This window comes from Pyrobaculum sp., from assembly GCF_049971835.1.
Lineage (GTDB): Archaea > Thermoproteota > Thermoprotei > Thermoproteales > Thermoproteaceae > Pyrobaculum.
Genome location: NZ_JBMFKV010000062.1, coordinates 1 through 10,914, shown reverse-complemented (window position 1 = coordinate 10,914; position 10,914 = coordinate 1). Strand labels below are relative to the sequence as shown.

12 protein-coding genes are annotated in these 10,914 nt (G+C 60.5%); 6 read left to right on the top strand and 6 right to left on the bottom strand.

The annotated features are described in order from the left end of the window. Window positions 1–52 precede the first annotated feature (52 nt). Genes ACP5J3_RS06980 through ACP5J3_RS06970 form a run of 3 tightly spaced genes read left to right on the top strand, consistent with a single transcriptional unit; the run spans window position 53 to window position 3,647 of the window. Entirely contained in the window at window positions 53–2,419 is a 2,367-nt protein-coding gene (locus ACP5J3_RS06980; protein ID WP_428495022.1) for a hypothetical protein, read from the top strand. Beyond that, on the top strand, window positions 2,416–3,108 hold the full coding sequence (locus tag ACP5J3_RS06975; protein ID WP_428495021.1) for a hypothetical protein: 693 nt from the start codon (window positions 2,416–2,418) through the stop codon (window positions 3,106–3,108). The genes ACP5J3_RS06980 and ACP5J3_RS06975 overlap by 4 nt, the downstream gene beginning before the upstream one ends. Beyond that, window positions 3,105–3,647 (top strand): hypothetical protein, encoded by a 543-nt coding sequence (locus ACP5J3_RS06970; protein WP_428495020.1) that lies wholly within the window; start codon window positions 3,105–3,107, stop codon window positions 3,645–3,647. Before ACP5J3_RS06975 ends, ACP5J3_RS06970 begins: the two co-directional genes overlap by 4 nt. A 110-nt stretch (window positions 3,648–3,757) precedes the next feature. Here the strand turns inward: ACP5J3_RS06970 and ACP5J3_RS06965 are convergent, their stop codons facing one another. Beyond that, window positions 3,758–4,081 carry a hypothetical protein gene (locus tag ACP5J3_RS06965; RefSeq protein WP_428495019.1) on the bottom strand — a complete coding sequence of 108 codons (324 nt, stop codon included), beginning with the start codon at window positions 4,079–4,081 and terminating at the stop codon, window positions 3,758–3,760. A 160-nt stretch (window positions 4,082–4,241) separates the two neighbouring features. Between ACP5J3_RS06965 and ACP5J3_RS06960 the strand changes: the two genes are divergently transcribed. After that, on the top strand, window positions 4,242–5,621 hold the full coding sequence (locus ACP5J3_RS06960; protein WP_428495023.1) for an elongator complex protein 3: 1,380 nt from the start codon (window positions 4,242–4,244) through the stop codon (window positions 5,619–5,621). Here the strand turns inward: ACP5J3_RS06960 and ACP5J3_RS06955 are convergent. From ACP5J3_RS06955 to ACP5J3_RS06940, 4 genes are read right to left on the bottom strand one after another with little or no spacing between them, the layout of a single operon-like run. Continuing rightward, complete coding sequence (locus ACP5J3_RS06955) at window positions 5,610–6,620, bottom strand: ATP-binding protein (protein WP_428495018.1); 1,011 nt, start codon at window positions 6,618–6,620, stop codon at window positions 5,610–5,612. The genes ACP5J3_RS06960 and ACP5J3_RS06955 overlap by 12 nt on opposite strands. 27 nt (window positions 6,621–6,647) lie before the next feature. Continuing rightward, window positions 6,648–7,208, bottom strand: a complete 561-nt coding sequence (locus ACP5J3_RS06950) for a class I SAM-dependent methyltransferase (protein ID WP_428495017.1) — start codon at window positions 7,206–7,208, stop codon at window positions 6,648–6,650. Continuing rightward, complete coding sequence (locus ACP5J3_RS06945) at window positions 7,186–7,749, bottom strand: DUF6036 family nucleotidyltransferase (RefSeq protein ID WP_428495016.1); 564 nt, start codon at window positions 7,747–7,749, stop codon at window positions 7,186–7,188. The genes ACP5J3_RS06950 and ACP5J3_RS06945 overlap by 23 nt, the downstream gene beginning before the upstream one ends. Further along, a complete protein-coding gene (locus ACP5J3_RS06940) occupies window positions 7,736–7,930 on the bottom strand; it encodes a hypothetical protein (RefSeq protein WP_428495015.1) in 195 nt (64 codons plus the stop codon). The genes ACP5J3_RS06945 and ACP5J3_RS06940 overlap by 14 nt, the downstream gene beginning before the upstream one ends. A gap of 368 nt (window positions 7,931–8,298) precedes the next feature. Here ACP5J3_RS06940 and ACP5J3_RS06935 point away from each other — a divergent pair, with 368 nt between their 5' ends. Then, window positions 8,299–9,111, top strand: a complete 813-nt coding sequence (locus tag ACP5J3_RS06935; protein ID WP_428495014.1) for an ABC transporter substrate-binding protein — start codon at window positions 8,299–8,301, stop codon at window positions 9,109–9,111. After that, entirely contained in the window at window positions 9,108–10,355 is a 1,248-nt protein-coding gene (locus ACP5J3_RS06930; RefSeq protein WP_428495013.1) for a TiaS agmantine-binding domain-containing protein, read from the top strand. Before ACP5J3_RS06935 ends, ACP5J3_RS06930 begins: the two co-directional genes overlap by 4 nt. Here ACP5J3_RS06930 and ACP5J3_RS06925 read toward each other — a convergent pair. Further along, window positions 10,352–10,914: SufD family Fe-S cluster assembly protein (locus ACP5J3_RS06925; protein ID WP_428495012.1), on the bottom strand; the 563-nt coding region annotated here is incomplete at its 5' end. The two genes, ACP5J3_RS06930 and ACP5J3_RS06925, sit on opposite strands and share 4 nt — an antisense overlap.

Genomic DNA, 10,914 nt, shown 5'->3' with positions numbered 1-10,914 from the left:
GGTGCTGAAGTCGGGGCGGTGCTCTCAAGCTGGAGGCGTACAGACCGACTATGTGGCAATTAACTTTAATGTTAACAATAATCCCAAGGCGACGTTTTCGCAGTCAGTGGTGTACAGCGGCCCGACCCCCGTTAGCTACGGCGGCTCGCTTTACTGGGGGGCACAGGACATAGTGACTTGGCAAGAGGCGACGGCGAACACCCAGGTTTGTGGATACCCGAATCCAGTTAGTGGAGGCGTGGCGAGCAGAGGCAAGTCCGTCGTGGCCGACCCCGGCTTTGGGCAGGTTGCCGAGGTATATGCCGTCTACCAGGCGGGGACGAAGAATTGGGCATACAACGTGTATTACGGACCGCTGTACCTCCCCAGCAACTGGCCTGGGTTCATTGCCGAGGCTTTGGTTAGGCCTAATCCAGACAACTACCAAGCCATAATCAGGCCGGCGCGGTTTGACCTCTACTACTACTCCTACGACCCAAGCAATAGGCACCCCATGTGCGCTGGCTACGTGGGGGTGCAGGCGGTGAGCCCGGTTCTTGTCTGGGCTTTGTGGAATGGCTATGGGGCTGGCGGCGTCTGGAACGGGAGGACGTGGGACGACGGGGGCACTGTGTATTTCAGCAACAGCTGGTACCTCTTTACCATCGCAATGACGCCGAATTTTGTCAGGTACAGGGTGTACAGCTACAACACCACCAGGCCCATCCTCACGCTTTCCACGAAGTCTTGGATTGGTGCGCCGTGGACCTCGTGGCAGTTTTACATAGTGCTTGGTAGCGCCATTGTGGACAACCCCGCCAGCACCTCCTCTACCTGGGTGGAGAAGGCTAGGTATGCCTATGTAAGGGTCAGGCCGTGGGCCGACCCGCCGCCGTCTATTATGTTCGTCTCTATGAGCGGGCCGCCGATGGTGAGGCCGGCGCGTGTCGACGTTTTGGCAAGCCGCGAGGCGTATGCGCTTTCAAACGTCACGGTGAGGGGAGCAATAGGCCTCGTTGGCGTGGAGGACTTGGTCATCAAGAGGAGCACGTCGCTGAACGTGTCGGTAGCCGACTTCCAGGTAGTTAGGGTCGACCCCAATCAGCAGACTTATAGATATGTGCTGGACGTGAGGTCTTCCGTCCAGCGGGGCTCCCTCGCCGCTGCCTTCACCCTCTTCTACAGCCTAGGCGGGTCGTATGTCAACACGACCTGCCCCTCGGCGCTGTGTAGCGTGCGGTTGCTCCAGTACTACGGCTACGTTGGGAGGGTGGATAGAGCTGTGTACGAGCTCTACGTGACCACGCCGTCGTGGGTGAGCCACGCCGTCATTGTAAACGTATACGGCGCCAGGGTCGCCGTGTCGGCTGGCCAGCCGCGGATCTACGCCATCAGGTCGGACAAGACGTACTACTTGATAAACGAGGGCAGTGGAACCGCCGTGTTCGTCGTGCCGTGGCTGTCAACAGGTCCCCTAATCACGTCCGTAAGCCCAGACGATACGAGATTCGCCGCGAGGTTCGACGTGACGGACCGCCGGCGGAGCTGGACTGTGTTGCTGGTGCCCCCTGGCTCCGCGGTGCGTGTAGACCTCGCTGATTCCGTAGATCTGAGGACGTATCTAGTGCCGTGGCAGGCGAGGATACCGAATGTCTGGACAGACGTCTACCCGCCGTGCACAACGCCCAGCTATGTTAGGGTCTACTTCCCGGGCAACGTGACCCTCTTGAGATACTTCGTAATGCTGAACAGAACCTGGGCGTCCCCGCCTGCGGCCTATGCGTATCTCTACGGGGGGTGGAGGAGCGTCCCCGTATATCTAGATCCCAATGGGAGGCTGTGGCTGAAATTCACCGTGAATCCAGGTGAGCAGTTGACTGGCAAGGGTGTAATTGTGGCTCTGTGCGGCGCCGGAGTCTCCACGGCGCCCTCGTCCTTCTTCGACGTATACGTCAGCGGCTCCGGGTCGGTTTCGCTCACCGCTAGTTTGTCCAACTACCCAGACGGCTTCACGGCGGCGGTGTGGTCCGGCGGCGGTGTAAGCGTTGCTCTGTACAACAGCACCCTCTCGTGGACGTGCTCCCCAACGCGGGCGATGGTGGGCATACAGTACACCGGCTCGACGCCGCCTTTCTACTGGCACTACGACGGCTTCTGTTTTGATATGCACATCTGGGAGCAGTACGGCACGGGCTCGGCCAATACCTACATGATTTCGGTAAGTAGAGGCCTTGTGCTTTACCAGATAGCGACCAGCGGCTGGTGGTGGCTGAGGTCCTATCCCAACTCAGCCCCCGCCCTCGGCGGAAGGCCTATGACGGCATTCACAACGCTCTACGCCTCGGCGCCGTTCTCCGCGGCTTTGATACCGTTTACGTGGCCTAGGCCGTACTACTACTTAGATTTTATAAATCCAAATGTTGTATACAGGACGACATGACGTCGCTCGAGGTCTTGATACTAACTGCCTTCGCCCTCTTGATAGTATTCGCGGCTCTGCCCTACGTGATTAACATGCTGTACGCCTCGATGGCGCCTCTTGAGTACAGAACCGCGGCTGGTTACATACTGTCTTTCGCAGACGCGCTCGAGGCGGATGTGGGGATGGCTGGTGCGCGTAAGTACTTCAACCTGCCCTCGTTCGTATACGGAAGCTTCGGCGCCGTCAATAGAACTTACACTTTCACCATTTCGTGCACTACGAAACGCTTCGTCTGGACCTCGGCAGAGGTTTGGTACAACTCCACGTACCTAGTGGGCACCCCGAAGATGTTGCGCGGGCTGGGCGACGGCCTTGTAGTGGTTTACGGCTCCGGCGTGGCGGGGCCGCCGGACTCCTTAATGGCCGCCAAAAGCGGCGACAGGTGGATCAAGGCGTGGCCTAGGATATTCGTGGTGAGGGGGGTAAACGAGGCGTATATCTACGTGATGAACGCAACTGTGAAAGTCCCCAGGGGGGTCACCCCCCAGTACCTTTCCTACGTCGTGTGGAAGATAGACAGGTTGGAGATACCAAACTGCGTCGCTGGCCAGCTGACCCTGGGCGACGACAAGATCTCTCTGTTTGATCAGTCTCAGACGGGGACTGTGTACGTGGTGACGCAGTATGTTAACATCACGCTGACATGAGGGGGGCTGTCTCGGTTGTTACAGTCGTCCTGTTTCTGGCCTTCGCCGCGGCCTTGGCGGTGCTGGCGTTTGTAGTAGATACGCAGGCACAGCGAGTTTTGGAGCTGGATACGCAGACGGCGGCTTCGTCTGCGGCTGACTTCGTCGCGTCGCAGGTGAGAGACGCCGTGTCGAGCGGGGCGGTGCCCGGCGTGGCCTCTATACGGAAGGCGTTGCTGATCCCCCAGACTTTCTACGGCTTCGACACCGCAACTGTGTCTGTGTGTATAGGCAACAGTGGGGGGAATATATATATCAATGTGACTCTGGCGACGACGAGGGGGGCTGGCTCAGCCTACGCCTCGGCGACTAGCTGGGTTTTCAATGTCACTAGCTGGGCGCTGACCAACGGCAAGGGTGTCTACCTAGTGGGGTCCTTTAGGCAGTGCCCCAACTACCAGATCCCCCAGCAGTGCGTGGTCGACGGCATGCTGGACCTCGCGTCGCCTGGTTGCGCCGCTCTTGTGGATAGGGCCTCTATATACGTCACCACGCGCTAGGTTGTGAGCCTCGGCGCGTGGTAGAATACGGCATCGCTTGTATACCGGCTTCGTGGCAAGTCGGCTAGTTTGTAAAAAGAAGGCTTAGGTACCGCCGTGATATATCAAGGTTATTTGTTCTTTACCAGCTCTATGAGAAGCTTCTGTATGTCAAGAAGAGTTGTTTGTAAAGAGTCTATTCTCTTGCTCAGCGAGTCTGCGACGGCGTCTATTCTTTTGTTTATTTCATCTATTCTTCTATTTGTTTCGTCGAGTCTCTGCTCTAGTCTGGCTATTTCGGTCCGCAACTCGCCCATTTCTCTCAGTATGGATCCTAGGTAGAGGAGGAAGATGTCCTCGGTGGTGAGCTTTTTGCCCTCCTTAAGCTTACCAACGACGTGTTCAACGGCGGTCTTAAGCGCATCGTAGACAAAGGCGCTGAGTTCGCCCGACATAGTATCTTCCTTCTATCTGTTTATAAATCTAGTGACGAGCTTTTACAAGCACCGGTGATATATAGAGGTTGCAAATTCTGAAGTAGCTGTGCCTATTTATAAAGTATTTTGTTGTGTTGTGGTTGTGGAGGAGCTGGAGAGGCCTCTGCGCTTTATTAGGATGGCGAGCGGCGTGCATGTAGTGGCTCTGATGACAGAGCCATTTCCGTGTCCGGGCCGGTGTACCTTCTGCCCGTCGGCTGAGGGGGTTCCCAAGTCTTACATGCCCGACAGCCCGGTGGTTCTCCGTGCCAAGAGGAGCCGATACGATCCCTATCTGCAGACCGCTGGCCGTATCAAAGTGTATCTTATGAGCGGCCACCTCCCGTCGAAGATCGAGGCTGTGGTGATGGGGGGCACCTTCGGCGCCTTGCCGCGGTGGTACCGGGAGTGGTTTGTGGCTAATGTCTTCAAGGCGCTGAACGACTACCCCAACTGGGCGGGCTCGGCGGATCCGGCGCCGGATTTGGAGGCCGAGCAACTTAGGAACGAGTCGGCGGCTATGCGCCTCGTCGCGCTCACGGTGGAGACGCGGCCCGACTTCGTGGACGCGGGAGAGGTGGACTTCCTCCTGAGGCTGGGGGTGACTAGGGTTGAGCTGGGCGTCCAGTCTATATACGACGACGTGCTTGCGAGGGTTGGGAGGGGCCACGGCGCCGCAGAGGTGGTTAGGGCGACGGCTCTTTTGAAGGATTCGGCTTACAAGGTCTGCTACCACCTGATGCCGGGTCTGCCGGGTAGCGACCCCGACCGCGACTTGGAGATGGTGAGGGAGGTGTTTTCAAACCCGGACTTCATGCCGGACTGCGTCAAGATATACCCCACGTACGTGGTGCCGGGGACTGCGTTGTACGAGGAGTGGCGCCGCGGGGCGTACCGAAGTTACGACGAGGAGACTTGGCTTGACCTCCTGGCGAGGATATACGCGGCGGTGCCCAGGTGGGCCAGGGTCATGCGCCTCGGCCGCGACATCCCTCTGCACCACGTTGTGGACGGCCCCAGGTGGGGGAACATGAGGCAGGTGGTGCTCCGGCATATGGAGAGGCTTGGGCTGAGGTGTGTGGAGATCCGCTGTAGGGAGGCCGGCGTGAAGCTGGCCAACGGCCTGCCGATTCAGCCCGGCCCGGTGGAGGTTAAGCGCGTTGAGTACGAGGCGTCGGGGGGCGTGGAGGTCTTTCTGGAGGCGGTGGGGCCCGACGACACTCTCTACGGGATTCTGCGGCTGAGGATCCCCCACGGCCCCCACAGGCCCGAGCTCCGGGGGGCCGCCTTGGTTAGAGAGCTCCACGTCTACGGCCCCGAGGTGCCCGTCGGCGCTGAGGGGGGCTGGTGGCAACACAGAGGTATAGGCAGGTCTTTGATGGAGAGGGCGGAGGAGATCGCCGCGGAGTTCGCGAAGAGGGTGGCTGTGATCAGCGGCGTCGGCGCGAGGCCCTACTTCCGCAAGCTGGGGTACGAGAGGTGCGGCCCGTATATGTGTAAAGAGCTCTCAGCCTCGTAGAGCCCTCGCCACGGCGTCTCTAAGCGCGGGGGTCTGCCAGGCGTACAGCCTCCCCACCCCCAGCTCGGGGTCGCGGCTCGGGACGCCGCCTATGGCCGCCGGCGAGAGCTCGACGACGAAGTTGCGGCTCTCTAGCAACTTGGCGAGCCTCAAGCCGCTGGGCTCCGCCAAAATGTCCGGGTCCTCCACCGCCTCTTTTAACGCATCGGTGAGGCCCAGCTCGGCGGCTTTGGCCACCACCCACCTCACCCCCCTCGATGAGGATATCGACGCCAGATACCTCTCCGCGTCCCACCCAGCCTCTGCCAGCTGGAAGAGGCAGCGGGGGTTTCCTCCGCAGAGCCTCCACGCCGCGGCGAAGTCCGGCCCGCCCACCGCATCGTTGAGGCGTTTAAAGTCGTCTTTGTCCATATTCCACATCAGCGCCGTGTGGGCCCAGCTGTGTCTAGAAAGCTCCCGCCTGGACGCGCCCTCAGATGTAAATACTAGGTATGCGATACGGACGCCCGCCAGCGGCCTGGGTATGAGGCCCGCCTCGGCTTTTAGAGACCTCAGATGCCTATCGCCCAGCTCCTGGGCGTGCTTCACCACCACCGCCCCTTCCCTGACGCCCACAGCTGAGAAGAGCTCGTCCACTATCACGAGGATATTCGACGGCGACTGCTTCTCCACGAGGCGCTCAACGACCCGCCCCAGTAGCCACACTGCCGCCCGCGCCGCCGCCCCGCCTATCCGGCCTAGGAGCTCGCCTGCCACATCTGCTAGGACATCCCCCAGCTGTATATTACTCTTGAAGACGTCCTCCCCCCTCCTCGCTTTGCCGTCTAGATATATGGCCACCCCGCGTGGATACCAGTGTGAAAAACGCCTCACCGCCTCCAGAGCCAGCGCCGTCTTGCCGCACCCCTCGGGGCCGTAGACCACATACGGTGTCGACCTATCTGCCCCCGCGTATTCCCGAAGCCAGCCCAGCTCAGCCTCTCTGCCGATAAATACCACACATTGCTAGGCTTGCGTCTTTAAATATCAAAATACTATGTAGAAATTGTAGTGCCTCCCCCTCCGCATTACTCCGGCCGAGAGGACGCGGGTGGGGGCCATGGCCAGTAGGTCCTCCAGCTGGTACTGGAAGTAGATCCTCCTGGCTTTGCCTCCCCACGGCACCTCCCAGACGCCCGGCGCTACCTCGCGCCCCCTCCAAACGTCAGGCGCCCAGACAGTAGCCACGGCCACCCGCCCCACCCGCCTAGCCTCTCTTAAAGCAAGCGCCGCCGCGTCGCGGGGCATGTGGTGGATAACCGCCACAAAGTACACCACGTCGAAGGCCCCGTCTCTAAAGGGCATCATCGTCGCCTCGCACTCCACAGAGTCCCCGCCGGGCGTCATCCTCCGGTCGAGGTCGCAGTGGACAACAAAGCCGTGTTCATGTTCCAGATACCTCGGCTGGGCCCCCCTGCCGCTCCCGACGTCAAGCGCCTTGTTGCCAAATGTGGCGAAGTCCGCCACGGGTAGGGGCCTCCTCCTCGTCGCCTCGTACTCCTCACCGATTGAGATGTACGCCTCTCTAGCTTCTTTCGCCCACCACATCTTGTAGAGCTGAGAAGGTCTTCTCGACGACGCGCCTCATTTCCTCTAGCTTCTTATCAACGCCGTTGCGCCTGGCGAGTTCAAGGAGGTAGCCCCAGTCGAGGTGCTCTCTCTGTGCGCTCAGCACCGCGGCGGCGCGTTCGCAGTCGGCTGGAGACTCCCGGTAGGCGCACGCGTTGAGGCTGGACACGATGGCGTCCTCCGGCGACTGGACGTATACGCTACCTCCACATATACGTAACTCCTTTACGCGGCCTGTGTAGGTGTAGCCGACGAGGTCGAGGTAGAGAGCGCCGGGTCCCTCGTATACCCGCGACATCCTCCTCCATCCACGTTTTGTAGTAAGCTCTTCGAAGATGCGCTTGGCCTCCCCTACCTTCGGGGTATCTATGACAAAATCTACATCTCCTGTTCCGTACGCCCCCCCGCTGTACAGCTCCACCGCGAAGCCGCCCACAATAACTACCCTCCCTAGACCACGCCGCTTAACCTCTTCATTCAGCTCGGCCAAAAACCCAAGCGCAGGGCTACAGGAGCTCATCCACAACGTACACCCCCTCTACCAGCCTAACTCTGTACCTCTTATGCGGCTCGAGGCTTCTAAGCGTAAATACATCGTCTGAAAGCCAAATCACATTTTGCCCCAGCCTTGCAGACATTATAATAATCTTCTCTAGCCTCTCTTCAGCCACCTCCTTGGGGAAACGCCTTACACGCCCCACATATATCAAAATGCATCTGTTATAAATACCCAATGGAGCCGGCTGTCTGCTAAACGCAGTGTGGAGAGAGGGGGGCGCCGGGTACCCCCGCTTCTGTTGGGGTATGTGTCTACCCCCCTACCCGGGCCTCGCGCGGGCCTCACAGGCCCTGCTTGGGGGCCGCGCCTCCAGCTGGTTTTTACCCCCGCCTTTCGGCGGCCCGCTGGAGGCTCCCCGCGGCGGTGCGGGAGGTTCCAGAGGCTGGCCGTCTCCGAGCCAGCCCCGTCCCCTCGGCGCCCCTATTTTCTAGCAGTGCTGGGATATAAGCTTTACACGGTTGCCCCTGTAGTATATCTGTGCTTGTTTTTATATCGGGTTTTTGTGAGTTAATGGTGTTGCTGATGGGCCGTGTTGATGGGGTGCCTAGGAGAGTTGTGAGTCTCAACCCGTCTGTTAACGAGTTCTTGGCGTTGCTCGGCGTTGAGGTCGTCGGGCGTGACGCCTTTTCGTACAGGCCGAGGGAGCTGATGAAGGTGCCTATCGTGGGTACGTTTACGGATTTCGATGTGGAGCGGGCGCGGGCGCTGGCCCCCGACTTGTTTATCCTCTACTACCCGGTGCAGAGGCATTTGTTAGAAAAGGCGGCGGAGGTGTCCAGGGCTGTTGTGGCTGTGCCGACGCCGGTGAATATCGACGCGGTAGTTGCCGTGTTTAGGTTCTTCGCAAGGCTTTTCGATCGCGACGAGGAGGGGGACAGACTGGTAGGTGTCTACCGAGATTTGTTGAGGGGGGCGCCGCTGTACGACGGCGTTCTTGCCATTATTAACCTCGGCGTGTACGACGTGGCTTGCGGCAACTCCTACGTGGCGGACGCGCTTACGAGGGTGGGGCTGAGATATCTAGGGGGGCTCCCATGCGTCTTTATGCACTACGAGGAGCCTCCGCTTGGGCTGTTGGAGAGGGTCAGCTTTGTGATTTACGAGGCCAGGGGGAGGAGCTACAGCGAGCGTGAGGTGGAGTTCCTGAGGGGGAGGGAGTACGTGGTGACTCCAAACGACACCCTGGCGCACTACGGCCCCTCTCTGCCTCTAGATCTCGGGCTCCTCGCCGCCGCCGTCGCCAGGGGGGAGAGGTGGGCGGGGGGTACCTCCAGCGTCTCGAGGCCCTCTCTGCGGGATGCTTGGTACGGCCCCTATAGATGAGGGTTTACATAGGGATAGACGACACGGACAGCCACAGTGGAGGTTGCACAACGTATGTAGGCTACGTATTTGCAAAGGAGGTGTTGAAGAAGTGGGGCCCCGGGGCCTTCCAAGACTTCCCCCGGCTGATTAGGCTGAACCCCAACGTGCCGTTTAAGACTAGGGGCAACGCCGCCGTGTCCTTTGTCCTCGACGTGCCGCCCGGCGACGTAGATGAGCTGTGGAGACTCGCCGTGGAGGTGGTCCAAGCACTCGCAAGGCGGGAGGGGAAGACCGATCCAGGCGTCGCCATGGCCGTCGGCTTGGTGCCGGAGCGCGCGCGGGTCCTATACAGAATGGCGCTGACGCAGGTGGTCAGCGTAAGCGCGGCTGAGCGCGCCGGGCTTAAGACGTGGGGCGGCAGAGGTAAGATAGGCGCCGCCGCCGCCGTGGGGGCGGAGCTCCCCCTCTCCACCTTCGAGCTTATCGCCTACCGGGAGGGGGAGAGGCTCCCGATACCCCCCCAGCTGGCGAGGGCCATGGAGGCCCTCACCTACCCATTCACCTTCCACAACGTCGATAGGAACAGGGTGTTGATCGAGCCCAGGGGGCCCGACCCCGTGTACTTCGGCGTGAGGGGGCTAACCCCCCAGCACCTCGTATACGCAGAGTCTCTTTTAGAGAACTGGGGCTTCAAGCCGTCTGGGTGGGTTATCTACAGGACTAACCAAGCCGTGGACGCCCACATCGAGCTGGGGATCTACTTCGACGAGCCCTATCCCTACTCTTTCTACAGAGCCAGAGGCGTAGTTCTAGGCGTAAAGAGGGTGGGGGGGAGGCACCTGGTGGGCTGGCTGGACAGCGGCCTTCCATTCGTGGTCTATAGACATCTGGGGAGGATGGCGGCTGAACTGGAGAGATGCGTTGGGTGCGACGTGGAGCTCTACGGGGGGCTGAAGCCCCGCGGGGGGCGGCTCTACCTATACGTAGAGAGGGCGTACATCCTCGGGCGCTACCGGAGGGCTAGGGAGAGGTGTCCCTACTGCGGAGGCTCGCTGGAAAGCGCCGGGGCTGGGAAGGGCTGGAGATGCCGCGTCTGCGGCACGCTGTTCCGCAAGGCCGCCACCAGGTGGATATACGACTACGCCCCCAGGGCTCTGATTCTGCCCAGGCCCGGCGAGTGGCGCCACCTCCTTAAGCCACCCGGGGTTGAGCCGGAGATCGCAAGCTTCTTCTCCCCCAGCGCCGTCAGGTGGATTGTCTAGAGCACGCCCGAGGCTTTGACAACCTCTTCTACAAAACCCCGGGCTTGCGCCGACAGCGACGAGAGGTACTGATCTATCAAGCTCGCAATGAGCAACTTAGGCAGATCCTCCCTCCTCACCCCCCTGGCTCTGAGGTAGTACTCCCTCTCCTCATCCAGCGCGGCGTCGGCGGCCGAGTGCCTAGCCCCCTCCACCTCGCCAGTCTCCACCAGGATGATGGGCTGGGTGTTGGCGACGGCCCCCTCCCCCGCTATGTACACCACGCCCTCCACCGCGCTGTCGCTACCAACTCCTCGCTTCGTGATGCGGCCCACGGCCCTCTGCGTAACAAACGACTTGTCCGCCGCCACTGCGTAGAGCCGGGCGTAGCCCCTGCCCCTAGGCGCGTCGTTTATTACAGAAACCACGTGGTCAAGCCTAGAGGCGCCGGTGCCCAGCTCAAGACCCACCACCTCAACAGAGGCCCCCTCCCCCGTTACGTATTCCTCCCTCACCGAGTTCATCACGCCCCCCATCACCAAGGGCCTCGCGTAGAGGGCGCTCTTCACGGAAAGCGCTG

Coding starts and splice junctions, on each gene's coding strand:
- ACP5J3_RS06975 (WP_428495021.1), top strand. CDS start 2,416: ATGACGTCGCTCGAGGTCTTGATACTAACTGCCTTCGCCCTCTTGATA.
- ACP5J3_RS06970 (WP_428495020.1), top strand. CDS start 3,105: ATGAGGGGGGCTGTCTCGGTTGTTACAGTCGTCCTGTTTCTGGCCTTC.
- ACP5J3_RS06965 (WP_428495019.1), bottom strand. CDS start 4,081: ATGTCGGGCGAACTCAGCGCCTTTGTCTACGATGCGCTTAAGACCGCC.
- ACP5J3_RS06960 (WP_428495023.1), top strand. CDS start 4,242: ATGGCGAGCGGCGTGCATGTAGTGGCTCTGATGACAGAGCCATTTCCG.
- ACP5J3_RS06950 (WP_428495017.1), bottom strand. CDS start 7,208: ATGTGGTGGGCGAAAGAAGCTAGAGAGGCGTACATCTCAATCGGTGAG.
- ACP5J3_RS06945 (WP_428495016.1), bottom strand. CDS start 7,749: ATGAGCTCCTGTAGCCCTGCGCTTGGGTTTTTGGCCGAGCTGAATGAA.
- ACP5J3_RS06935 (WP_428495014.1), top strand. CDS start 8,299: ATGGTGTTGCTGATGGGCCGTGTTGATGGGGTGCCTAGGAGAGTTGTG.
- ACP5J3_RS06930 (WP_428495013.1), top strand. CDS start 9,108: ATGAGGGTTTACATAGGGATAGACGACACGGACAGCCACAGTGGAGGT.